The organism is Mesorhizobium sp. M0296 (genome assembly GCF_040321675.1).
GTDB lineage: Bacteria > Pseudomonadota > Alphaproteobacteria > Rhizobiales > Rhizobiaceae > Mesorhizobium.
Genome location: NZ_JAMYRZ010000002.1, coordinates 82,404 through 106,526, shown reverse-complemented (window position 1 = coordinate 106,526; position 24,123 = coordinate 82,404). Strand labels below are relative to the sequence as shown.

20 protein-coding genes are annotated in these 24,123 nt (G+C 62.6%); 7 read left to right on the top strand and 13 right to left on the bottom strand.

Features of this window, described 5'->3' with window-relative positions; translation table 11 throughout:
* Positions 1–3: 3 nt before the first annotated feature.
* From bglA to NKI97_RS03285, 10 genes are all read right to left on the bottom strand, one after another.
* The gene (gene bglA, locus NKI97_RS03330) at positions 4–1,632 is read right to left on the bottom strand and encodes a beta-galactosidase BglA (RefSeq protein ID WP_352449094.1); all 1,629 of its coding nucleotides are present in this window, start codon (positions 1,630–1,632) and stop codon (positions 4–6) included.
* Positions 1,622–3,655, bottom strand: a complete 2,034-nt coding sequence (gene glgX, locus NKI97_RS03325) for a glycogen debranching protein GlgX (RefSeq protein ID WP_352832735.1) — start codon at positions 3,653–3,655, stop codon at positions 1,622–1,624. The genes bglA and glgX overlap by 11 nt, the downstream gene beginning before the upstream one ends.
* Positions 3,655–5,283, bottom strand: a complete 1,629-nt coding sequence (locus tag NKI97_RS03320; RefSeq protein WP_352449096.1) for an alpha-D-glucose phosphate-specific phosphoglucomutase — start codon at positions 5,281–5,283, stop codon at positions 3,655–3,657. Before NKI97_RS03320 ends, glgX begins: the two co-directional genes overlap by 1 nt.
* Before the next feature lie 3 nt (positions 5,284–5,286).
* A complete protein-coding gene (gene glgA, locus NKI97_RS03315; protein WP_352449097.1) occupies positions 5,287–6,732 on the bottom strand; it encodes a glycogen synthase GlgA in 1,446 nt (481 codons plus the stop codon).
* Positions 6,733–6,735: 3 nt separating this feature from the next.
* Positions 6,736–8,001 carry a glucose-1-phosphate adenylyltransferase gene (gene glgC / locus NKI97_RS03310; RefSeq protein WP_352490794.1) on the bottom strand — a complete coding sequence of 422 codons (1,266 nt, stop codon included), beginning with the start codon at positions 7,999–8,001 and terminating at the stop codon, positions 6,736–6,738.
* Between the two features lie 35 nt (positions 8,002–8,036).
* Positions 8,037–10,250, bottom strand: coding sequence for a 1,4-alpha-glucan branching protein GlgB (gene glgB / locus NKI97_RS03305; RefSeq protein ID WP_352832732.1), 2,214 nt, complete (start codon positions 10,248–10,250; stop codon positions 8,037–8,039).
* Positions 10,251–10,395: 145 nt separating this feature from the next.
* On the bottom strand, positions 10,396–12,864 hold the full coding sequence (locus NKI97_RS03300; protein WP_352832730.1) for a glycogen/starch/alpha-glucan phosphorylase: 2,469 nt from the start codon (positions 12,862–12,864) through the stop codon (positions 10,396–10,398).
* Between the two features lie 175 nt (positions 12,865–13,039).
* On the bottom strand, positions 13,040–13,828 hold the full coding sequence (locus NKI97_RS03295; protein WP_023679303.1) for an ATP-binding cassette domain-containing protein: 789 nt from the start codon (positions 13,826–13,828) through the stop codon (positions 13,040–13,042).
* Positions 13,825–14,907, bottom strand: coding sequence for an ABC transporter permease (locus tag NKI97_RS03290; protein ID WP_352822734.1), 1,083 nt, complete (start codon positions 14,905–14,907; stop codon positions 13,825–13,827). Before NKI97_RS03290 ends, NKI97_RS03295 begins: the two co-directional genes overlap by 4 nt.
* Positions 14,908–14,995: 88 nt before the next feature.
* Entirely contained in the window at positions 14,996–16,012 is a 1,017-nt protein-coding gene (locus NKI97_RS03285) for a sugar ABC transporter substrate-binding protein (protein WP_352449223.1), read from the bottom strand.
* Positions 16,013–16,243: 231 nt separating this feature from the next.
* On the opposite strand from NKI97_RS03285, the gene NKI97_RS03280 reads away from it, so the two are divergent.
* The 6 genes from NKI97_RS03280 to NKI97_RS03255 all read left to right on the top strand — a co-directional run bounded on the left by NKI97_RS03280 (position 16,244) and on the right by NKI97_RS03255 (position 21,643).
* Positions 16,244–17,473: an ROK family transcriptional regulator gene (locus NKI97_RS03280; RefSeq protein ID WP_352743124.1), complete on the top strand. Its 1,230-nt coding sequence runs from the start codon at positions 16,244–16,246 to the stop codon at positions 17,471–17,473.
* Positions 17,474–17,475: 2 nt separating this feature from the next.
* Positions 17,476–17,922, top strand: a complete 447-nt coding sequence (locus tag NKI97_RS03275; protein WP_352832727.1) for an RbsD/FucU family protein — start codon at positions 17,476–17,478, stop codon at positions 17,920–17,922.
* Positions 17,919–18,842 (top strand): carbohydrate kinase family protein, encoded by a 924-nt coding sequence (locus NKI97_RS03270; RefSeq protein ID WP_352832724.1) that lies wholly within the window; start codon positions 17,919–17,921, stop codon positions 18,840–18,842. Before NKI97_RS03275 ends, NKI97_RS03270 begins: the two co-directional genes overlap by 4 nt.
* Positions 18,843–19,094: 252 nt before the next feature.
* Positions 19,095–20,237, top strand: coding sequence for a DegT/DnrJ/EryC1/StrS family aminotransferase (locus tag NKI97_RS03265; RefSeq protein WP_352832721.1), 1,143 nt, complete (start codon positions 19,095–19,097; stop codon positions 20,235–20,237).
* A gap of 18 nt (positions 20,238–20,255) precedes the next feature.
* The gene (locus tag NKI97_RS03260; RefSeq protein ID WP_352832718.1) at positions 20,256–20,462 is read left to right on the top strand and encodes a hypothetical protein; all 207 of its coding nucleotides are present in this window, start codon (positions 20,256–20,258) and stop codon (positions 20,460–20,462) included.
* Between the two features lie 161 nt (positions 20,463–20,623).
* A complete protein-coding gene (locus NKI97_RS03255) occupies positions 20,624–21,643 on the top strand; it encodes an LLM class flavin-dependent oxidoreductase (RefSeq protein WP_352832715.1) in 1,020 nt (339 codons plus the stop codon).
* A gap of 51 nt (positions 21,644–21,694) precedes the next feature.
* Here NKI97_RS03255 and NKI97_RS03250 read toward each other — a convergent pair whose 3' ends face one another.
* From NKI97_RS03250 to NKI97_RS03240, 3 genes are all read right to left on the bottom strand, one after another.
* Entirely contained in the window at positions 21,695–22,177 is a 483-nt protein-coding gene (locus NKI97_RS03250) for an RES family NAD+ phosphorylase (RefSeq protein WP_352832712.1), read from the bottom strand.
* Positions 22,174–22,608: an antitoxin Xre-like helix-turn-helix domain-containing protein gene (locus NKI97_RS03245; RefSeq protein ID WP_352576915.1), complete on the bottom strand. Its 435-nt coding sequence runs from the start codon at positions 22,606–22,608 to the stop codon at positions 22,174–22,176. Before NKI97_RS03245 ends, NKI97_RS03250 begins: the two co-directional genes overlap by 4 nt.
* Before the next feature lie 69 nt (positions 22,609–22,677).
* Positions 22,678–23,304, bottom strand: coding sequence for a CDP-alcohol phosphatidyltransferase family protein (locus NKI97_RS03240; protein ID WP_352832709.1), 627 nt, complete (start codon positions 23,302–23,304; stop codon positions 22,678–22,680).
* A gap of 276 nt (positions 23,305–23,580) precedes the next feature.
* Between NKI97_RS03240 and NKI97_RS03235 the strand changes: the two genes are divergently transcribed.
* Positions 23,581–24,054 carry a phosphatidylglycerophosphatase A family protein gene (locus NKI97_RS03235; RefSeq protein ID WP_352832706.1) on the top strand — a complete coding sequence of 158 codons (474 nt, stop codon included), beginning with the start codon at positions 23,581–23,583 and terminating at the stop codon, positions 24,052–24,054.
* The last annotated feature ends 69 nt before the right edge of the window (positions 24,055–24,123 follow it).

The window sequence follows — 24,123 nt, the reverse complement described above, 5'->3', positions numbered from 1 at the left end:
AGTTCAGCCGATCCGGCCGAGGAAGCAGCCCAGCGGCGGCAGCGACAGAGTTTTTTCCTGCAAGACGCCGGCAGCACCGCCAAGATCTCTCGGCTCTATCGCTTCCAGATCCGGTGGCAATTGCCAGCCGGCCGGCACGTCGGCGAAATTGAAAACACACAGCAGCTTTTCGTCACCGCCTTCGCGAATGAAAGCAAGGACGTCGCCTTCGGCATCGAGGAACCGGATCGAGCCTCGAACCAGCGCCGGATGCTGCTTGCGCAAGGCCAGCATCGCCCGGTAGCTCGCCAGGACGGAGGTTTGCTCGCCGTCCTGGACGTCGACCGCCTGGGCGCGATGGCTTGCCGGGACCGGAAGCCACGGCTTGCCGGTCGAAAAGCCGGCATTGTCGGCGCCAGCCTCCCAGACCATCGGCGTTCGGCACCCATCCCGTCCCTTGATTGCCGGCCAGAAGCGGATGCCGAAGGGATCGCGCAAATCCTCGAACGCCAGTTCGGCCTCCTCCAGCCCGAGTTCTTCGCCCTGGTAGAGGCAGATCGATCCGCGCAGGCAGGAAAGCAGCACGATCGAGAACTTCGCCACCCTGTCCGGATCGCCGCCCGGACTTGTCCATCGACTGACATGGCGCACGACATCGTGGTTGGAGAACGCCCAGCAAACCCAGCCGTCGAATACCTTACTCTCGAAGGCCTCGACACAGCCACGCACATGCGACGCCGAGAATTGCGGGCCGAGCAGGTCGAAGGTATAGGACATTTGGAGCTTGTCGCCACCGCCGGTATAGGCGGCGAGTGTCTGCAAGGAACGAGTTTCGTCGCCAATCTCGCCGACAGCGACGCGGCCTTCATATTCGTCAAGCAAGGCCCGGAAGCGCCTGAGGAAAGCAAGGTTTTCCGGCTGGCTCTTGTCGAACAGATGCTCCTGATAGAGATAGGGGCTGGTTGCCGTATTGGTGCCGGCGACGCTTTCCGCCAAAGGCGGGTTGCTGCGCAGCCAGCGGTCGTGGACGTAATAGTTGACCGTATCCAGCCGGAAACCGTCGACGCCGCGCTCGAGCCAGAACCGCACCGTTTCCAGCAAGGCGTCCTGCACCTGCGGGTTGTGGAAATTCAGGTCCGGCTGCGAGGCGAGGAAATTGTGCAGGTAATATTGCCTGCGCGTTGCGTCCCATTCCCAGGCCGGGCCGCCGAAAAGCGACAGCCAGTTGTTGGGGGCGGTGCCGTCGGGCTTCGCATCGGCCCAGACGTACCAGTCGGCCTTGGGGTTGTCGCGGCTCGTGCGGCTTTCGACGAACCATTCGTGCCGATCCGACGAATGCGACAAGACCTGATCGATGATCACCTTCAGGCCGAGCCGGTGTGCCTCGGCAACCAGCGCGTCGAAATCCTCTGATGTGCCGAACATCGGATCGACGGCGCAGTAATCCGAAACGTCGTAACCCATATCGGCCATTGGCGACTTGAAGAAAGGCGACAGCCAAACCGCGTCGACACCGAGCGATGCGACATGGGCCAGCCTCGAGGTGATGCCGCGGAGATCGCCGCTGCCGTCGCCTGTCGTATCCTGGAAGGAGCGCGGGTAGATCTGGTAGATGACGCAGCCGCGCCACCATTCGGCATTGTCAGCCATCATGGCTCTCCCCTGCGCCCGCCCGCGCTGTCCTGCTTTCGATCATGAACAGGACCGTTCGCCCAGGCACCGGCCGCGAGATATCGCTACTATCCGGTTCGATAGCTGGGCGCCAAAGAAAACCCGCCCGTTCCGGCAGCGTGAACATGCAGGCCCGGCGGTCGCCGTTGATGATCACCGCAAGGCGACTGTTCTCACCGCTCCCGAGAATCATGACCAGCCGGTGCCGCCTGGCATCGTGCCAGGCGGCCTCGTCGAGCGGCATGCCGGTTTCCGTCAGCCAGGCTACGTCTGGGATTTCCGAGCCCGCAGGCGGTTCTCCGGTCAGGAATGTTGTGTCCAAGAGCGCCGGCACGGCACGACGCATCTTGGCGAGCAGAACCGTGTACAGCTCCAGCGCCCGGTCGCGCCCAGCCCAGTCGAGCCAGGTGATGTCATTGTCCTGCGCGTAGGCGTTGTTGTTGCCGCGCTGCGTGCGGCCGAACTCGTCGCCGGCCGTCAGCATGATCGTGCCGCGCGAGGCAAAGAGCGTCGCCAGCAGCGCGCACTGGTCATCGAAACGGGCCGTAACGATTGACTGGTCGCCGGTCTCGCCCTCGAGGCCATTGTTCCAGGACAGGTTGTCGTCGTGGCCATCGCGGTTCTGTTCGCCATTGGCCTCATTGTGCTTGTGCTCATAGGCAACGATATCGGCCAGCGTCATGCCGTCATGCGCGGCGATGAAATTGATGCTGCGGCTCGTTGTCTGGCCTGGTTTGGCAAAGACGTCGGACGAACCGGCAAGCCGCGTCGCCAAGGCACCGATAATGCCGCCGTTGCCGCGCCAGAAACGGCGGATATCGTCACGGCATTTGTCGTTCCATTCGAGGAAGGGCGGCGGAAAATTGCCGAGCTGATAGCCATCCGGTCCGATATCCCAAGGCTCGGCGATCAGCACCCGGTCGCCAAGAACAGGATCTTTGCGAATGGCGTTCAGCAGCGGCGCATCGGCGTCGAAAACGCCGTCGACGCGGCCGAGGATCGGCGCCAGGTCGAAGCGGAATCCGTCGACACCGGCGCGCTGGACAAAGTGGCGAAGCGTGTCGAGGACCATTTCCCGGACGACCGGATGCTCGCAGGCGAGCGTATTGCCGGTTCCGGTGTCATTGACCAGAGCGCCGTCCGGCTCGTGCCGATAATAGGCGCGGCTGTCGAGGCCGCGCAGCGACAATGTCGGGCCGAGCCGGTCGCTTTCGCCGGTGTGGTTGAACACCAGGTCGAGAATGGTGCCGATGCCGGCCTGGTGCAGCGCGGCGACCGTTCCGCGCAACTCGGCCAGACCGTCGGGCGCCAGTCGCGGATCGAGCGCCATGAAGGTCACCGGATTATAACCCCAGGCGTTGCGCAGCCCGAGCGGCGGCAAATGCCGTTCGTCGATCGATGCAGTCACCGGCATCAACTCAATGGCTGCCACGCCGAGTTTTTGCAGATGCTCGACAACAAGGGGGTGAGCGAGCGCTGCAATGGTGCCGCGTTGCTTCTCGGGAATGTCGGGATGCAGCTTTGTGAAGGCGCGTACCGGCACTTCGTAGATAAGGCCGCCGGGCCGAAACAGCGGCGGCAAGGCGGGCAAGGGTTCCGGCAAGGCGCCGGCGATTGCTTTCGGCATCAGCGGCGCCGTGTCGGCCCCCTCGCCCCGGCGCGCGGCTAGCCGGCCGTCATAGGCATAGGGCCTGTCGATCTCGACGGCATAGGGATCGGCCAGCAGCTTGTCGGGATCGAACCAGAGACCGTGTTCCGGCGCGTAGTCGCCATCGGCACGGAACCCGTATCGGGTGCCGGCGGCGAGACCGGCAACAAAAAGTGCGTGGACGCCCTCGCCTTCCGACTGGAGTTCCAGCCGGTCGATTTCGCGGTTGCCGCGCGCGTCGAAGATCGAGACCCAGATGCGCCGAGCCAACGAGGACCATGCGGCGAAGCGGATGCCGCCCTCCCCGGCAAGCCCGCCAAATCGCGGACGATAGCCGGCGGATAGTCCCGACGACATCAGGTGATGACGCTCGGCTTGGCGCGGCCGGCGTGGCTGCGAATCCCGGCAATGTCGTCGGCCGCCGCGATCAGATCGGCAAGCGCCTCCTGGGTGTCGAGATCGTGGCGGTTCGTGTCCGGCTCGTAGCGCTCGACATAAAGCCGTAGCGTCGCGCCCGAGGTGCCGGTGCCGGACAGGCGGAAGACGACGCGTGAGCCGCCTTCGAACAACACCCTGATGCCCTGGTTCTTGCTGACCGAGCCGTCGACCGGATCGTGATAGGCGAAATCATCGGCGCTGGCGATCGTCATGCCGCGCACGCTGGTGCCAGGCAGCGAGCCAAGCTTGGCCCGCAGTTCGTCGACAAGCGCGTTGGCACGGTCGGTCTCGACCTCCTCGTAGTCGTGGCGCGAATAGTAGTTACGGCCATAGGCCGCCCAATGCTGGGTGACGATCTGCTTGGCGCTTTCGCCGCGCACGGCAAGGATGTTAAGCCATAGAAGCACAGCCCACAGGCCGTCCTTTTCGCGGACATGGTTGGAGCCGGTCCCCGCACTCTCCTCGCCGCAGATCGTTGCCATGCCGGCATCGAGCAGATTGCCGAAAAATTTCCAGCCGGTCGGCGTCTCGTAGATGCCGATGCCGAGCTTTTCGGCGACCCGGTCGGCAGCACCGCTGGTCGGCATCGAGCGGGCGATGCCTTTCAGCCCGGCCTTGTAGCCCGGCGCCAGATGGGCGTTGGCGGCGAGCATCGCCACCGAATCAGACGGGGTGATGAAAATTCCCTTGCCTATGATCAGGTTGCGGTCGCCGTCGCCATCCGAGGCGGCGCCAAAGTCTGGCGCATCCGGCCCCATCATCTCGTCGTAGAGGTGTTTCGCATGCACCAGATTGGGATCGGGATGATGGCCGCCGAAATCCGGTAGCGGAATGAAATTGCGGGCGGTGCCGTTGGGCGCGCCGAGCCGGTTTTCGAGGATCTCCTTGGCGTAGGGGCCGGTCACCGCATGCATGGCGTCGAAGCGCATGCGGAAGCCCGACTTGAACAGCGCCCGCAATGCGTCGAAATCGAACAGGCTTTCCATCAGTTCGGCATAGTCGGCGACAGGATCGATGATTTCGACGGTCATGTCCCCCGTCTTGACCGTGCCGATCGTGTCGATGTCGACCTGCCCGATATCGGCGATCTTGAAGCTTGAAATCGCCTTGGTTTTTTCGAAGATCGCGTCGGTCAGCTTTTCCGGCGCCGGGCCGCCATTGCCGGCATTGTACTTGATGCCGAAATCCTCATGCGGGCCACCCGGATTGTGGCTGGCCGACAGGATGATGCCGCCAAAGGTCTTGTATTTGCGGATGACATGCGAAGCGGCCGGCGTGGACAGGATGCCGCCCTGCCCGACCATCACCTTGCCGAAGCCGTTTGCCGCGGCCATGGCGATGGCCTTCTGGATGACCTCGCGGTTATAGAAGCGGCCGTCGCCGCCGATCACCAGGGTTTTGCCCTCGAACCCGTCCAGCGCATCGAAGATCGACTGGACGAAGTTCTCGGCATAGTGCTCCTGCTGGAACACCGGGACCTTTTTACGCAGCCCGGAGGTGCCGGGCTTCTGGTCGGGATAGGGTTTGGTGGCGACGGTGCGGATCATCAGTCAGGCAGCCCTTTTCGAAAGCAGCAAGCGATAGTGTTGGACATATTTTTCGGCGCTTTTGTCCCACGAAACGTCGGCCTTCATGCCTTGCCGCTGCATCGACGTCCACACTGCGGGATTGGCATGCGCCTCGACAAGGCGGCGGACGGCGTGCAGCAAGGCGCCGGCATTGGCGGGCGCAAACTGGAAACCGGTCGCCACGCCGGCAGAGATGGCGGCTTCGTTGGCATCGATGATCGTGTCGGCAAGGCCGCCGGTGCGCGCGACCACCGGCACGCAGCCATAGCGCAGGCCGTAAAGCTGTGTCAGCCCGCAAGGTTCGAAGCGCGATGGGATAATGATGGCGTCGCTGCCGCCCTGCATGGTGTGGGAGAGTCCCTCGTCATAGCCGACGACGACGCCGATGCGGCCGCGATGGCGGGCTGCGGCGGCAAGCAACGCGCCTTCCAGCCCAGCGTCGCCAGACCCAAGGATTGCCAGCCGTGCACCTGCCGCGACGATGCCGTCGACGGCCGCAGCCAGTATGTCCATGCCCTTTTGCCAGGTCAGCCGGCTGACGACGCAGACGATCGGGCTGTCATCGCGATCGAGGCTGAAACGGTCCTCGACCGCGGCCTTGTTGGGCATTCGCGCCTTCAGCGTCTTTGCGGTGTAGTTGGAGGGTAGATGCTTGTCGGTTTCCGGGTTCCATATCTCAGTATCGATGCCGTTGACGATGCCATGGAGATCGACGGAGCGCATGTTGATCAGGCCGTCGAGGCCCATGCCGAATTCGGGCAAGCGGATTTCCTGCGCATAGGTCGGGCTGACCGTGGTGATCGCCCAGGCGGCCTGCAGGCCGGCCTTGAGGAAGCCGACGCCGCCGTAATATTCGACGCCGTCGAGCGCCATAGCCGCCGCCGGCAGGCCAAGCTCGCCAAAGATGCCGGCGCCGAACTGACCCTGGAAGGCGAGGTTGTGCACGGTGATCATCGACGGCGTGCCGACCGCCTTGCCGTAGCGCATGTAGGCAAGCGTCATTGCCGACTGCCAGTCATGGGCATGGACGATATCCGGCAGGTAGCCCGAGATCGCACCGCCGGCAATATCACCGCCTACCTGGCTCAGGGCCGCGAACCGCCGCCAATTGTCCGGCCAGTCGGCGCCTGTCGCGTTGCCGTATGGGCCGCCGGGACGGTCGAAAAGATGCGGCGCGTCGAGCACGAACAGGTCGAGGCCGGCGATCTGGACGGCGTGCACCGACGCCTTGCCGCCCTGCAGCAGCGGATATTGCTGAACCGCCTTCTTTTTCTTGAAGGCGCCCATCACCTGCGGGTAGCCGGGGACGAGCGTGCGCATGGTGACGCCCTTGCCGGCCAATGCCATGGGCAAGGCGCCGGTTACGTCGGCGAGCCCTCCGGTCTTGACCAGCGGAAAGATCTCGGGCGCCACCGACAGAACCTGCATGCACTACGATCCCAGCCTGTTGATCATGTCCTGCGTGACCAGGCAGATGCCTTTTTCCGAAACGCGGAAACGCTTGGCGTCGAGGACGGGATCCTCGCCGACCACCAGCCCCTCCGGAATCCTGACGCCGTGATCGATGACTACGCGCTTCAGCCTGGCGTTGCGGCCGACATGGACGTCGGGCAGCATGACGACTTCCTCCAGCGTCGAATAGGAATTGATGCGCGCGCCGGTGAAGATCAGGCTTCGCTTCAGCGAAGCGCCCGAAACGATGCAATCGCCCGATACGAGAGACGACACGGCCGACCCGCGGCGGCCATCCTCGTCATGCACGAACTTTGCCGGCGGCTTCAACTCGGCATAAGTCCAGATCGGCCAGTCGCGGTCGTAAAGGTCGAGTTCCGGCGTGATGTCGGTCAGGTCGATATTGGCCTCCCAATAGGCGTCGACCGTGCCGACGTCGCGCCAATAGGCCTCGTTCTCGGCGGTCGAGCGCACGCAGGATTTGGCGAAGCGATGGGCGATCGCCTTTCCGTGCTCGACGATGTAGGGGATGATATCCTTGCCGAAGTCGCGGCTCGAGCCGGGCTCCGCCGCATCGCGACGCAATTGCTCCATCAGGAACTTGGTCTTGAACACATAGATGCCCATCGAGGCCAGCGCAAAATCCGGCTTGTCGGGAATGCCTGGCGGATCGGCGGGCTTTTCGATGAAGGAGATAATGGTGTCCTTGGGATCGACATGCATGACGCCGAAGCCGGTAGCTTCCATGCGCGGCACTTCGAGGCAGCCGACGGTGACGTCGGCGCCGGCCTCGACATGCTGGCGCAGCATCATTTCGTAGTCCATCTTGTAGATGTGGTCGCCGGCCAGGATGACCATGTATTCCGGCCCATAGGCCTCGATGATGTCGATGTTCTGGTAAACGGCGTCGGCGGTGCCCTCGTACCATTGCGTTTCCGACACACGCTGGCTGGCCGGCAGGATATCGAAACTCTCATTGCGCTCGGGCCGCAGGAAGTTCCAACCGCGCTGCAGGTGGCGGATCAGCGAATGCGCCTTGTACTGGGTGGCGACGCCGAGGCGGCGGATACCGGAATTGAGCGCATTGGACAGCGCGAAATCGATGATGCGGGTCTTGCCGCCGAAATAGACCGCCGGCTTGGCCCGGCGGTCGGTCAGTTCCTTGAGCCGGCTGCCACGGCCGCCGGCCAGCACATAAGCCATGGCGTCGCGTGCCAGCGGCTGTGTTCGTTTTATTTCAGCCATTCCTATCCTCCCAGGTTAGATGCTCCAGACATAGCTCAGTCCGGGACGAATTCGAGCATGATCGTCGACAGCGGCGGCAAAAGCATCGTCGCCGAAATGCCTCCTCCTTCCGCCTGAGCCTCGACGCCGCCGCTATTGCCCTTGCCGGAACCGCCATAATCCGTGGCATCGGTGTTGATGATCTCGCGCCATTTTCCGGCGTGCGGCAACGGCACGCGGTAATTGTCGCGCGGCACCGGCGTGAAATTGGAAATGACCGCGACCGGGTTGCCGCCCGGCGCGCTGCGCAGCCAGGCAAATACTGAGTTCGCGCTGTCGTCGACGATCAGCCAGGAAAAGCCCTCCGGCTCGCAGTCGCGGGCATGCAGCGCGGGGCGCGAGCGGTAGAGATAGTTGAGATCGCGCACCGTCTGCCAGACGCCGCGGTGGAGCCGGAAATCGAGCAGGTTCCAGTCGAGCGCGCGCCCCTCGCTCCACTCGCGGCGCTGTGCGAACTCCTGGCCCATGAACAACAGCTTCTTGCCGGGATAACCCCACATGAACGCGTAATAGGCGCGCAGCGTCGCGAATTTCTGCCAGTCGTCGCCGGCCATCTTGTTGAGCAGCGTGCCCTTGCCGTGCACCACTTCGTCATGGGACAGCGGCAGCACGAAATTCTCGCTGAAGGCGTAGACCAGACCGAAGGTGATGTCGTTGTGGTGATGCTTGCGGAAGATCGGCTCCTTGGAGAAATACTCCAAAGTGTCATGCATGAAGCCCATGTTCCACTTAAAACCGAAGCCCAGTCCGCCTTCATGCACCGGCTGCGAGACTTTCGGCCACGAGGTCGATTCCTCGGCGATGGTCATCACACCTGGATGGTGGCCGTAGACCTCCTTGTTCATACGCTGCAGGAAGCTGACCGCTTCGAGGTTCTCCCGCCCGCCCTTCTCGTTGGGAATCCATTCACCGGCCTTGCGCGAATAATCGAGATAAAGCATCGAGGCTACCGCATCGACGCGCAGTCCGTCGACGTGATATTTCTCGGCCCAGAACAGCGCATTGTTGACCAGGAACGAAATCACTTCGCGGCGCCCAAAATTATAGATCGCGGTGTTCCAGTCGGGATGGAAGCCCTTGCGCGGATCGGCATGTTCGTAGAGCGCGGTACCGTCGAACTTTGCCAGACCGTGTTCGTCAACCGGGAAATGCGCCGGCACCCAGTCGAGGATGACGCCGATGCCTGCACGGTGGGCGCCGTCGACGAAGCGGGCAAAACCGTCTGGATCGCCAAAGCGGGCAGTCGGCGCATAGAGACCCGTCGTCTGGTAGCCCCAGGACGGGTCATAAGGGTGTTCGGAGATCGGCATGAATTCGATGTGGGTAAAACCGGTCTCGACCACGTAAGGGATCAGCCTGTCGGCGAGCTCATCCCACGACAGGAAGCTGCCGTCGTCGTGAAGCCGCCATGACCCGGCATGGACCTCGTAGATCGATACGGCTTCGCGCCTGTGGTCGGCATTGCGCCAGTAGTTCCGGTGCGCCTCGTCACCCCATTCATGCGCCGGCGGCGGTGCCGTCACCGAGGCGGTGGCCGGGCGCAGTTCGGACTTGAAGGCGAACGGATCGGCTTTGAGCGGCAATCTCACGCCATCCGGCCCGATGATTTCATACTTATATGGGCGGCCAGCGCCGATGTCGGGAATGAACAGCTCCCAGATGCCGGTGTCGCGGCGGACGCGCATGGTATGCCTGCGGCCGTCCCACTCGTTGAAGTCGCCGACCACCGAGACGCGCCTTGCATTGGGCGCCCACACCGCAAAATGCACACCCGATGCACCTTCATGGTCGATGAGATGGGCGCCGAGCTTGTCGAACAGCCTGAGATGCGACCCTTCGGCGATGTAATAATCGTCCAGCGGGCCGAGCACGGGACCGAAGGAATATGGATCGGTCAGCCACCAGTCACCGCCGGAATTCCTTGCATGATAGCGCAGCGGCTGGCGTTTGCGCAGCGACAGTTTGCCTTCGAAGAAACCGCGGTCGTCGCGTCTCGACAGCTCGCCGGCCTTCTTGCCGGTCAGCGTATAGGCGGTGACGAACTCGGCATGAGGGACGAAGCAGCGGGCGACAAAGCCCTTTCCCGCCTCATGCACGCCAAGCACGGCAAACGGATCGCCGTGCGTGCCGGCGACAATCGCCGCGACATCGCCGGCTGGCGCCAGTCCGTCCGGCCCGCTTGTCGCAACGGTCGCGCGCGGCTTGCTCATCAGGCAGTGACCCTCCCCGGGCACCAAGTGTATGTTTCTAGTGGAGTTTTGAATTCGACATTCGCATGCCGCCTTACCCTCCAAGGGATGCGAGGGTCAAATCACTCCACTAGGGCCACATTGTTCGTAGTCTCATGCAATCACATCAGGCGGGCACGTGCCAGATGTCTTTCGCATATTGGCGGATCGTGCGGTCGGACGAGAACCAGCCGACGCGCGCGACATTGCGGATGGCTCTGGCGTACCAGTCCGGGCTGTTGCGCCAGACGGCATCGACGTCGCGCTGGGTGGCGGCGTAGGCATCGAAATCCGCGGCGACCATGAACCAGTCGCTCTGGTAAAGACCGTTGATCAGGTCGCGATAACGGTCCGGATCGTCAGGTGAAAAGACTCCGGATGAAACCGCGGCCAGCGCCTGCGCCAATTCAGGCGATCCCTCGATCACAGCGCGCGGATCGTAACCATTGTTGCGTCGCTCGGCGACCTCATCGGTGGTCAGGCCGAAGATGAAGATATTGTCGTCGCCCACGCATTCCTTGATCTCGACATTGGCGCCGTCGAGCGTGCCGATGGTCAGCGCGCCGTTCAGCGCGAACTTCATGTTGCCGGTGCCGGACGCTTCCATGCCGGCGGTCGATATCTGCTCCGAAAGATCGGCGGCCGGCATCATGATCTCGGCAAGGCTGACATTGTAGTTCGGCACGAACACCACTTTCAGCAAACCGCGCACCGCCGGGTCGCGGTTGATGACCCGGGCGACGTCATTGGCAAGTTTGATGATCAGCTTGGCGTTGTGATAGCTGGGCGCCGCCTTGCCGCCGAAGAATTTGACGCGAGGCATCCAGTCGCGCTCCGGATGCGAGCGGATCTGGTCGTAAAGCGCGACCGCTTCGAGAATGTTCAAGAGCTGGCGCTTATATTCGTGGATGCGCTTGACCTGGATGTCGAACAGCGCCGATGGGTCGACCTTGATGCCGAGCCGGTCGGCAACGAGCTTGGCAAGCCTCGCCTTGTTCGCCCGTTTGACAGCGGCGAACTTGTCGCGGAAGGCGGCGTCCTCAGCGAAAGGATCAAGCCGCTTTATCTCGTCGATGTCGTCGAGGAAGCCGTCGCCAATCGCCTCTCGGGTGAGTGCAGTGAGGCCGGGATTGCACTGTATCAGCCAGCGCCGCGGTGTGATCCCGTTGGTCTTGTTGTTGATGCGATCCGGGTAGAGCCTGTGGAGGTCGGCAAACACCGTCTCCTTCATCAATTCCGTGTGCAGGGCAGAGACGCCGTTGATCGAGTGCGAGCCGACAAAGGCCAGATTGCCCATGCGCACGCGGCGATCGCCATTTTCCTGGATCAGCGAGATGCGGCTGATCTGCTCGTCCGAGAACTGGTCGGAGGCGCGCGCCTCGAGCAGCACCTCGGCGTTGATGGCGTAGACGATCTGCATGTGGCGCGGCAACAGCCGCTCGAACAGCGGCACCGGCCAGCTTTCCAGCGCTTCGGGAAGCAGCGTGTGGTTGGTGTAGCCGAAGGTGCGCTTGGTGATGCTCCAGGCCTGGTCGAAATCCATGCCGTGGACATCCATCAACAGGCGCATCAGCTCGGCTACGGCGATGGCCGGATGGGTGTCGTTGAGATGGATCGCCGCCTTGTCGGGCAGCGATTGCAGGTCGCCATACTGGCTGAGATGACGCTGGACGATGTCCTGCAGCGAGGCGGTGGAGAAGAAATACTCTTGCCTGAGCCGCAGCTCCTGGCCGGCCTTGTGGGAATCGGCCGGGTAAAGGACGCGCGACAACGCATCGGCCTTGTTGCTTTCGGCGAGCGCGCCGATGTGATCGCCGGCGTTGAACTTGTCGAGCAGGATCGGGTCGACCGGCATGCCGGACCACAGACGCAGCGTGTTGACGCGGTTGGCCCGCCAGCCGACAACCGGCGTATCATAGGCGACTGCCAGAACATGTTCGGTCGGCTTCCAGACGTGGCGCTCGAGCCGGCCGTCCTTCGAGGTGACCGATTCCACCGAGCCGCCGAAGCCGACCTCGAAGGAGCGTTCGCGGCGCTCGAACTCCCAGGGATTGCCGTGATCGAGCCACGTCTCGGGCAGCTCCACCTGCCAGCCGTCATGGATCTCCTGCCGAAACATGCCGTTGGCGTAGCGGATGCCGTAGCCATGCGCGGGGATATTGACGGTCGCCATGCTTTCCATGAAGCAGGCGGCGAGCCGGCCAAGACCGCCATTGCCAAGGGCAGCGTCCGGTTCGAGCGCTGCAATGATGTCGAGGTCGACGCCAAGCGACGACAGCGCCTCGCGCATATTGTCCATCAGGCCGAGATTGGAGAAGGCATCGCGCATCAGGCGGCCGATGAGGAATTCCAGTGACAGGTAGTAAACGCGCTTTTCCTGCTGGGCGTAGGCCTCTTGGGTCGCCTGCATCCAGTGATCGACTATGCGGTCGCGTACAACCTTGATCGAGGCGGTGAGCCAATCGTACTGGGTTGCAACGTTGGTGCCCTTGCCGACCCTGTATTTGAGGGCTTGCAAGACTTCCTCGGCGAGCGTCTTGGGATCCGGGTTTTTGAGCGTGGGCAGAGGAGCTTCGGTTGTCATCGCGCGCGTCATGCTGCCTCTCGTGACGTTGCCAGGATCATGCGGCTTTCACCATCTCTGCCAATGCTAGTGCATCCCACCGGATGTTCAATCGATTCGGGTGATCGCAAGCCGGGTTGCCCTGCGGCAATTTGGCATTTGGAAACAGCGCGTTCGGGTCCCTCGGCGATGGGCCTCAAGTTCTTGCTCAAGCCGCCAGCGCCGCTTCCGGCGGCACCTTGGCGCCAGTCATGAAGGCGACGGCGTCGGACATCGTATACTGCTTCGGATCGATGACACACAGGCGACGGCCGAGCCGATGAATGTGGATGCGGTCGGCCACCTCGAAGACATGCGGCATATTGTGTGAAATCAACACGATCGGCAGGCCTCGGCGTTTTACGTCGAGTATCAGTTCGAGCACGCGGCGGCTCTCCTTGACGCCGAGCGCGGCCGTCGGCTCATCCATGATGACCATCTTCGAGCCGAAGGCGGCGGCACGCGCCACCGCCACGCCTTGGCGCTGGCCGCCCGAGAGCGTTTCCACCGCCTGGCTGATGTTCTGGATCGTCATCAGGCCAAGTTCGGTGAGCTTGTCGCGGGCACGCTTTTCCATCGCCGGACGGTCGAGCATGCGCAGCCATTCGCCGAGGAACCCGGGCTTGCGGATCTCGCGGCCGAGGAACATGTTGTCGGCGATCGACAGCGCCGGCGATAGCGCCAGGTTCTGGTAGACGGTCTCGATGCCGGCCTCGCGCGCCTCCATCGGCGATTTGAAGGCAATAGGCTTGCCTTCAAGCCGTATCTCACCTTCGTCGGGGGTGACCGCTCCGGAAATGGCTTTGATAAGCGACGACTTGCCGGCGCCGTTGTCGCCAATGACAGCAAGGATTTCGCCCGGATAGAGGTCGAAATCTGCGCTGTCGAGAGCGGTGACGCGGCCGTAGCGCTTGACCAGGCTGCGCGCGGTAAGGATCGGTTCGTGAGTCTGGTTCATGCCGAGATCTTCCTGATCCACTGGTCGATACCAACAGCGATGATGATAAGGGCGCCGACGGACAATTGCGTCCATTGCGGATCTGTCCCCCAAAGCCTGAGGCCGAGCGCGAACACGCCGACGATCAGCGCACCGAAGATGGTCCCGAGGATGGAGCCGCGGCCGCCGAACAGCGAAGTGCCGCCGATCACCACGGCGGTAATCGAATTGATGTTCTCGAACTGCCCGGCCTGCGGCGAGACCGATCCGATGCGTCCGATCAGGGCCCAGCCGGCGATGGCGCAAATGATACCAGTCAGCGTGTAGACCGCGACCAGCATCCGGCTGACGCGCACTCCCGACAGTTCCGCGGCCTCCGGGTCGTCGCCCACCGCATAGACGTGCCGGCCCCACGCGGTGTGATTGAGCACATACCAGGCAATTGCCGCCATGATCAGCACCAACAGCACGCCATAGGTGAAGACGGCGCCGCCGATCCTGAACGATCCGCCGAAAAACTGCAGCAGCGGCGCCGTCGTCTCGAGATCCTGGCTGCGGATGGTCTCGTTACCGGAATAGATGAAGTTGATGGCAGCGTAGATCGACCAGGTGCCGAGCGTCACGATGAAGGGCGGCAGTTTCACCCAGGCGATGAGAATGCCGTTGATCAAGCCGCAAATCGCGCCGACAAGCAGTCCGACGGCAACGGCCACCGGCGCTGGAATACCGTAATGCATGGCAAACTGGCCCATGACGACCGAACTCAGCACCATGATGGCGCCGACGGACAGGTCGATGCCGGCGGTGAGCACCACCAGTGTCTGCGCGATGCCGACCATGCCGGTTATCGCCACCTGCTGGAGGATCAGGGTGAGGGTGAAAGGAGAAAAGAAGCGTCCGCCGACGACCACTGCGAACAGACCCACCGAGATGATCAGGATGATCAGCGGCACCATGGCAGGGCTTTTGTGCAAGCGGTGCTGGATGCTCTCCAGCGTCGAGCGGGAATGCGTCTCGAATGAAGCGACGCTGGTGTCGCTAGTGGCCAGGACCGTCTCGAATTCCTGCGGTCCCTTGCTCCTGGTTGTTTCGACGCTCAAGTCGACCTCCCGCCTGTGATGTGGAGCGGCCGAAACCGCTCCACATTCTCTATTGTTCTTTTGAGGTTGAGCCGATCAGGGGATCAAATCAACCCCAGCACTTGCTGAGGCCTTGCTTCGTGTCGATGGATTCGATGCCGGCGGCAGGCTTGTCGGTGATCAGCGTCACGCCGGTGTTGTAGAAGTTCAGACCGGGCGACGGCTCAGGCTTCTTGCCGCTGTCGGCAAAGGTCTTGATCGCCTCGATGCCGAGCGAGGCCATGAGCAGTGGATATTGCTGTGAAGTGGCACCGATCACGCCCTCGGCAACGTTCTTGACACCCGGGCAGCCGCCATCGACCGAGACAATCAGGACGTCCTTCTCCTTGCCGACGGCCTTCAGCGCCTGGTAGGCGCCCGCGGCCGCGGGTTCATTGATGGTGTAGACGACGTTGATATCCGGATCCTTCTGCAGGCAGTTCTCCATGGCAGTGTGCCCGCCATCCTCATTGCCGCTCGACAGATCGTGACAGACATTGCGTGCGTCGGTTTCGTCGCCGATCTTGTTGGGGTCGCCGAGGTCGATGCCGAAGCCCTTCATGAAGCCTTGATCACGCTGCACGTCCACGGAGGGCTGGCTGGCGATAAGATCCATGTAGGCGATGTGCGCGTCCTTGGCCTTGTCGCCCAAGGTGGCCTTTGCCCAGGAGCCGATAAGCTCGCCGGCCTTGAAATTGTCGGTCGCAAACGTCGCATCGGCGGCGTCGGCAGGCTCGAGCTGGGTGTCCAGAGCGATCACCAGCACCCCTGCATCACGCGCCTTCTTCACCGCCGGCACGATGGCCGCAGTGTCGGTGGCGGTGATCAAAATACCCTTGGCGCCGTCGGCGATGCAGGATTCGATCGCCGCAACCTGGCCCTCATTGTCGCCTTCCGCCTTGCCGGCGTAGGCCTTCAGATCGACACCAATTTCCTTGGCTTTCGCGGCGGCACCTTCCTTCATCTTGACGAAGAAGGGATTGGTGTCGGTCTTGGTGATCAAGCAGGCGCCGACCCCGGCGGCCGATGCCGTCGATGCAAACGCCATCAAGCTCAGTCCGGCCGCGGCAAACACGGTGGATTTCAACAGTTTTGACGTGGTCACGATTTTCCTCCCATGGAACCATTTTAGGATGCCGGCCAACCGGCATCTGCAGCGCGTCCGACGAAATCTCCCAGTGTCGACGCCGATCTCAAGAGACACCAGTCCGCCAGCACTGTCAATAATTAAATCACTCTTATTTATTATTGACATCGCAGGATTGTTCACCCACTCTAGACCAAAAGCATTGAGGGGAAAACGACGGGAGGAACAGGGGTGGAGACCGGCGTTACGAGGCACGGTTCGCCCGATGCGGCCGAAAGCCGTCTGCACCGCGGCACCAATCAAAGCGGCATGCGGGACCACAATGAGCGGCTGGTGCTGTCGCTGGTGCGTCAGCATGGCAGCCTGGCCAAATCCGATATTGCGCGCATGACGGGCCTTTCGGCGCAGACAGTGTCCGTCATCATGCGCGAGCTGGAGGAGGACGACCTGCTCGTCCGCCAGGCGCCGTTGCGCGGCAAGATCGGCCAGCCCTCGATACCCATGGCGCTCAATCCCGACGGCGCCTATTTCATCGGCCTGAAGATCGGCCGCCGCAGCGCCGAGCTGGTGCTGATCGATTTCCTCGGCAATGTGCGCTCGATGCTGCAGCATTCATACCGCTATCCGGCGCCGCGCGAGACGGTAGAATTCGTCACGAGCGGCATGAAGAAGATGCGCAGCGAACTCACCCCTGCGCAGGACAAACGCATCGCCGGGCTTGGCATCGCCATGCCGTTCGAATTGTGGAACTGGGCCGATACCGCCGGCGCGCCGCGCGAAATCATGGACGAATGGCGCCATCGCGATATTCGCGCCGACATCCAGGCGCAATGCGAATTTCCGGTCTATCTGCAGAACGACGCCACCTCGGCCTGCGGCGCCGAGCTCGTGTTCGGCCACGCGGCGGGTGCGGCACGCGATTTCGTCTATTTCTATATCGGCGCCTTTGCCGGCGGCGGCATCGTGCTGAACGGCCGGCTGTTTGGCGGCCCGACCGGCAATGCCGGCGCGCTGGGCTCGATGCCGGTGCCAGGGCCGGACGGCAAGCCGACGCAGTTGATCGACGTGGCGTCGATCGCCATGCTGGAAAAGGCGCTCAACGCGCGCGGCATCGAGGCCTCGCATCTGTGGACATCACCGGGGGACTGGGGCGAGATCGGCGCCGAGCTTGACGACTGGATCGCCAGCGCCTCGCAGGCGCTTGCCTATGCCATCGTTTCGGCCTCCTCCGTCATTGACTTCGAAGCCGCGGTGATCGACGGATGGATGCCGCTTGCCGTGCGCCGGCGGCTTGTCGATGCCGTTATCCAAGCCATCGGCCGGATCGACGGCGAAGGCCTGAGGCTGCCGGCCGTTCGCGAGGGAACCGTCGGCATCCATGCGCGGGCGCTGGGTGGCGCCAGCCTGCCGCTGTCGGAGCGCTTCCTCATCGGCTCGACCACGATTTCCCGGAGCTTCTGAGCATGCTGATCGGCATCCCGGCGCTGCTCGGCCCCGAGCTTCTGGCGATATTGCGCGCCATGGGCCATGGCGACGAGATCGCCTTGGTCGACGGCAACTACCCGGCCGAGCAGCAGGCACAGCGGCTGATCCGCGCCGACGGTCATCATCTCGTCCCCGTGCTCGATGCGGTATTGAGCGTATTGCCGGTCGACGACTCCGTGCCGCACGCGCTGTTTCGCGCCTCGGCCAAAGGCGATCCCCTGCTCGCCGATCCGGTTCACCATGAGATGGAAGCGATCTGCGCCAGGCGTGCGCCGGGCCGCAAGGTGGTTGCGCTTGCCGGCGCCGACTTCTATGCACGGGTCAAGGCCGCGCACGCGATCGTCGCGACAAGCGAGCCGCGGCTCTATGCCAACATCATCATTCGCAAGGGCGTGATCTATCCGCCGGAAAGCAAGACTTCATGATTCTCTGCTGCGGCGAAGCCCTGATCGACATGCTGCCGCGCACCACGACGGAGGGCGAGCCGGCCTTTGCGCCCTATGTCGGCGGTGCCGTCTTCAACTCGGCCATTGCGCTCGGCCGGCTCGGAGCGCCGGCCGGCTTCTTCTCCGGCCTGTCGTCGGATCTGTTCGGCGGCCAGTTCAGGGAGGCGCTGGGGGCCAGCAAGGTCAGTTCCACCTATGCGCACACTTCGCCGCGGCCGACCACGCTCGCCTTCGTGCGGCTCACCAACGGCCAAGCGACCTACACATTCTATGACGAGAACACCGCCGGACGCATGCTGACCATCGAGGACCTGCCGGAACTCGGCAGCGAGATCGAGGCCATGCTGTTCGGCGCCATCAGCCTGATCTCGGAGCCGGCCGGGTCGGCCTATGAAGAGTTCATGCGACGCGAGCATGAGCGCCGCGTGATGATGCTCGATCCCAACATCCGGCCAAACTTCATTCCCGACAAAGCCAAGCACCTCAGGCGCATCCGCAACATGATGGCGATAGCCGATATCGTGAAACTGTCGGACGAGGATCTGAACTGGTTCGGCGAAGCCGGCTCGCATGAGGACGTCGTCCGCAACTGGCTGGATCGCGGTCCGAAGCTGATCGTCGTCACCCATGGCAGCGAGGGCGCGGTCGGTTACAGCAGCCAGCACCGGGTCACCGTCGTGCCGGACAAGGTCGAGGTGGTCGATACGGTCGGCGCCGGCGACACATTCAATGCCGGCATTCTTGCCTCCTTGCACGAACAGGATCTGCTGTCGAAGACGGCAATCGCCAGCTTGCCGAAAGAAGCCATCCACAAGGCGCTGACGCTCGGCGCCAAGGCCGCGGCGGTGACGGTATCGCGGGCCGGCGCCAATCCGCCATGGCGGCATGAACTCGCCTGACCGGCTGGCAACAGCCTTGCGGACCGCTTGCCGGCGATCACTTTATGTTTCGCCCAGCCAGTGGGGCGGGATACAAAGGCCACATCAAGCATGCCGAAGCCCGGATTTCCTCGCGTTTAAGAGGGCAGATCGGAAATCAGAGGTAACAGGCTGCGACACTTGAGCAATTCAGGGTTTTGCCCTGCGGCTTTCTCGGCCATGCCAAGTCTGCTACCAGCGGCCGGTTATCTGGCTAAACCGTTTGAGGCCGACATGCAGTTCATCGATCTTGGCGCGCAGCGCGAACCCATCCGCGACAGGCTGAAAGCGGCAATCGACCGGGTTGTCGACGAAGGCCGCTATATTCTCGGACCTCAGGTCACCGAATTCGAAAACAAGCTCGCCGCCTATATCGGCACCAAGCATGTGGTCGCTTGCGCCAACGGCACCGATGCGCTGCTGCTGCCGCTGTTTGCCGCCGGCATCGGCCCCGGCGACGCGGTGTTCGTGCCGAGCTTCACCTTCGCCGCCACGGCCGAAGTGGTGGCGCTGACCAAGGCCGAACCGGTGTTCGTCGATGTCGATGCCGACAGCTACAATATCGACATCGCCAGCCTCGAGGCGGCAATCGCCATGATCAAGGCGGAGGGCCGGCTGAGGCCGAAGGCAATCATTCCCGTTGACCTGTTCGGCCTCGCCGCCGATTACGAGGCGATCATGGCCATCGCCGATCGCGAAGGCCTGATGGTCATCGAGGATGCGGCGCAGGCGACCGGCGGCTCGGCTCACGGCAAGATGTGCGGCTCGTTCGGCACCGTCGGCTCGACCAGCTTCTATCCGGCAAAGCCGCTCGGCTGCTATGGCGACGGCGGTGCGATGTTCACCAATGACGATGCGCTGGCCGAACAGCTGCGCTCGTTCGCCTTTCACGGAAAGGGCGAAACGCAATACGACAATGTCCGCGTCGGCATCAATTCACGGCTCGACACGCTTCAGGCGGCGATCCTGATAGAGAAGCTGGCCATCCTCGAGGACGAGATGGTGGCGCGGCAAGCGGTCGCCAATCGCTATGCCGAAGGTCTCGGCGATATCGTCAAGGCGGCGCGCAATCTGGGCGGCGGCCGCTCGGCCTGGGCGCAATACGCCATCGAAACGCCGAAACGCGACGGGCTCAAGGCACATCTCGGTGAAAAGGGCATTCCGTCGGTCATCTACTATGTGAAACCGCTGCACAGCCAGATTGCCTATCGCGATTATCCGCGCACGCCGACCGGCCTTGCCGTTTCGGAAGAGCTGCCGAAGCGCATCCTGTGCCTGCCGATGCATCCCTATCTGAGCGAGGCTGACCAGGACCGGATCATCGAAACGATCCGTAACTATATCGGCTCGAATTCGGCGCATGTAGCGGCGGCATAAATTCGAAAGTTTCGAAGCGTGGTCTCGGAATACATCGACGAGTTCATCATGTTCTGCGCCGGGTTGTGGATGGCTGGCGTCGGCTTCGGATTTCTCTCGAACCCCTCTCAAGCTCGCCCGGGCCAACAGCAGGCATGGTGGACCAACTTTGGAACCCATTTTAAATGGATGGGGCCGCTGTTGATCATCATCGCGATAGCGCTCGCATTCGCGGCGCCTTCCTAGACTCGCGTCCGACGGCAGCTCGGCACGGTCGGCATCGTTGATCAACAACCGCCGATTCAAGCTTTGCGCGTCAAGGCAGGCGATCATCGGCACCGATTTTGCGATGCTTTGCTGCGCGCCGCAGCATAGTCTGCACCTGGCTCCCCTTTAGGCTGGTTCTCATGAAGAAGATTGGTTTCCTCTCGTTCGGGCACTGGACGCCCTCGCCGCAATCGCAGACGCGGACGGCATCCGACGCGCTTTTGCAGTCCATCGAGCTGGCCGTCGCGGCCGAGGAGCTGGGTGCGGACGGCGCGTATTTCCGCGTGCATCACTTCGCGCGCCAGCTCGCCTCGTCCTTCCCGCTGCTGGCAGCGGTTGGGGCGAAGACCAGCCGAATCGAGATCGGCACGGCGGTGATCGACATGCGCTATGAGAACCCGCTCTACATGGCCGAGGACGCCGGCGCCGCCGACCTAATCGCCGGAGGGCGTCTGCAGCTGGGCATCAGCCGCGGCTCGCCGGAGCAGGTGATCGAGGGATGGCGCTACTTCGGCTACGCCCCGCAAGAGGGCGAGAGCGATGCCGACATGGCCCGCAGACACACCGGAGTGCTGCTCGAAGTGTTGCTGGGCAAAGGTTTTGCGCACCCTAGTCCGCGGCCGATGTTTTCCAACCCGCCCGGCCTGCTTCGCGTTGAACCACAGTCGGAGGGCCTGCGCGAACGCATCTGGTGGGGCGCCGCCACCAACGCCACGGCGGAATGGGCGGCGAAGCTGGGGATGAACCTGCAAAGCTCCACGCTCAAATTCGATGAAGGCGGAAAGCCGTTTCACATCCAGCAGGCCGAACAGATCCGGGCTTTTCGTGAGGCCTGGAAGACGGCCGGACACACGCGCGAGCCGCGGGTGTCGGTCAGCCGGAGCATTTTTGCCTTGGTCGACGATCGCGACCGGGCCTATTTCGGCGGCAATGAGAGCGGAGATCAGTTCGGTTACATCGAGGCAGACAGGCGCGCCGTCTTCGGCCGCTCCTATGCCGCCGAACCGGACGTCCTCATCGAGCAGCTAAAGGGCGACGAAGCCATCGCCGAGGCCGATACGCTGCTGCTTACCGTCCCCAACCAGCTCGGGGTCGACTACAACGCCCATGTCATCGAGGCGATTCTGACCCATGTCGCCCCAGGCTTGGCCTGGCGCTGACGAGTTTGAACAATCGACGCCACAGGCAAGAACCTGCCCCTCCTGACCTGCTCAGGAGCCGAACAGGCGACTGTCCCAATATACGGGTTGATGCAGGCTGGCTGTGATCAAGGCAAACTCCGGATGGGTCGGATTGATCAACACGTTGTTGTCGAGGCGAGCCACGACGCTTGGCACGATCAAGATCGCGCTGCGGCGCTCGACATACCACGTCTCGCCGAATTCCTTGCTCACCTTTGCCGGCATCATATCCCACCCCGGCAGCGACGGCTGCGAAAATATCTCGTAGCTTAGTCCGCGCGGAACCATGATCTGGACGTAGTGCTGGTTGGGCGGCAGTCTGCCGCTGCCGTGCACCAGCTTTTCCAGCAACGCTGTCGAATAGTGCTCGCTGGTGTAAATCACTGGGCTGCCAGGCGTGTTCCAGCGGCCGGGCGCGATCGTCGAGCCCGTCGCGTCAAAGATCGGATAGGTGCCGGCAGGATCGCCGATCCTGAAGCACGGCAGCGTCCGATCGAGTATCTGCGCCGTCAAGCGGCAGTGCCGTATTTCAGGCCTGCAAGGATATCGATCACCAGCTCGGCGCCGATCTCGTTTTGGATGACCATTTCGATCGGGCGTCGGTCTTCCAGCATGGGATGAGGTCGAAATAGAAAGTCACGAGCCTCATCTTCGATCTTCCAGACGTCGAGGGCCAAGTCCCATGCACGAGCCACCCGTGCCACCCGCATGCCCTCCTCCGAAGACAGTCGAAGAGCGCCCCTCTTGCGACGTTCATAGGTTGCCTTTGGAACGAGGCGGTATTTGAATTGGGCATCGGCCGGTGCCAGCAATTGTGAGACGCGTTCCAGCGCGCCGATGGGCAATCCGCCTTCAATTCGAGCCATCAGCCCGAATGGCGACCGTGCAGCCGTTTCCTTGGGCGACAGCCCCAGCACGTCGGCTATATTTCCAAATGCTAACATCTCTGCTTCCCATTCATATGAAGCAATATATAGCCTCACATGAGGCTGAATGCAAGCGTTCTTGCGGTCTCACGGCTGGTTGCCGTCGGCTCGTTTAAGCATCGCAAATGCACGACTGATCCGTTGCAGCGCTGTGGCGTTGGCCAGCACTGCGTACAGCGCGAACCCACCCGCCAGAATCCAGGGCGAAGCCGCGCCCATGGCGGTCGCGACTCCGTCCGTGGCGAGCAGCACACAAATGAAAACCAGACGTTCCATCCGCTCGAAGAAATCCGGCCAACCATGGTTTTCTACGGGAATTTCCAGCGCCGTCCGTGCCTTCGCGTAACTTGTGAGTATCCCGCCGGCGAACGCGAACATTGCGATCGCCCACAGATCGGCGACCCAGCCGATAGCCGCAAAGACGGCTAATTCCTGATAGCGGTCGACGACGGCATCGAAATAGCCACCGGCCTTGGTGCTCATATTTGTCCGGCGGGCGACCGCACCGTCCAGCGCGTCGAAGGTGAAGGCAAACGCCAGGCAAAGGCCAAAGGCAAGACTTGAATGGTGATAGACATAGGCGGCCGACGACAAGGCGACGAGCACCAGCCCGCTAGCCGTAACCTGGTTCGGCGTCATGCCGATCCCGATCAGCGGAGAGGCGGCCTGCTCCCATAGCGGGTCGATGCGACTTTTCATGAGACCGGCGATCATGGCGGCTCCTCTGATGATGTCGTTTCACCGAGCTTTACCAGCAATTTGCGGGTTTGTTCCACCGTCGCCACCGTTCGACTTGGGTCAACGCAGACGGAGAACTGGCTCAGCAACGTTCTCAACCCGCCGCAACAGCGATTTCTTTTTGGCGGATGCGGCCGGCGGATTAAGGCGCTCGCCAAAGCTGACGGAGCAAATCGACCGGCGGTCTGGCGGCCGCACCCGAACGATGTGACTATGATTGCTTGCCATCCGTCGGAAGCCGGCCGAAACTCGATGCATGAATTTTCACCCAAGTTTGCCTACCTGCTCGCGACCTCTCTTGGCGCGGGATTATCTCCAATATGGCCGGGCACGGTCGGCGCAATGGTTGGAGTGGCTGTTGCCGCAGCTCTGATACCTGCATCGCCTTGGCTGACCGTGCTTGCCTATGCGGCCCTGTTCGCCGTTGGCGTATGGGCGTCATCGCATGTTATCTCCCGTACCGGGACGGAGGATCCGCAGATCGTCGTCATCGATGAGACCTTCGGCGCCGCCGCGACACTTTCCATGCTTCCGATCGACCCACTCTGGTGGGCAGCAGGCTTCCTTGCTTTCCGGTTTTTCGACGTCGTCAAGCCTTGGCCCATCCGTATCATGCATGACCAGGTAAGGGGTGGGGCCGGCATTATGCTGGACGACGCGGCCGCGGCTGTCGTCGCTGGGGCGTTGCTGCTCCTGCTGAACGGTTTGATTGACCATTTGCGGTAATGGGGGCATTCGGCCCCACTGCCAAAGGCCAGCACGATGGTCCATGCGAGTTTAGCGCCACAAGAGGAG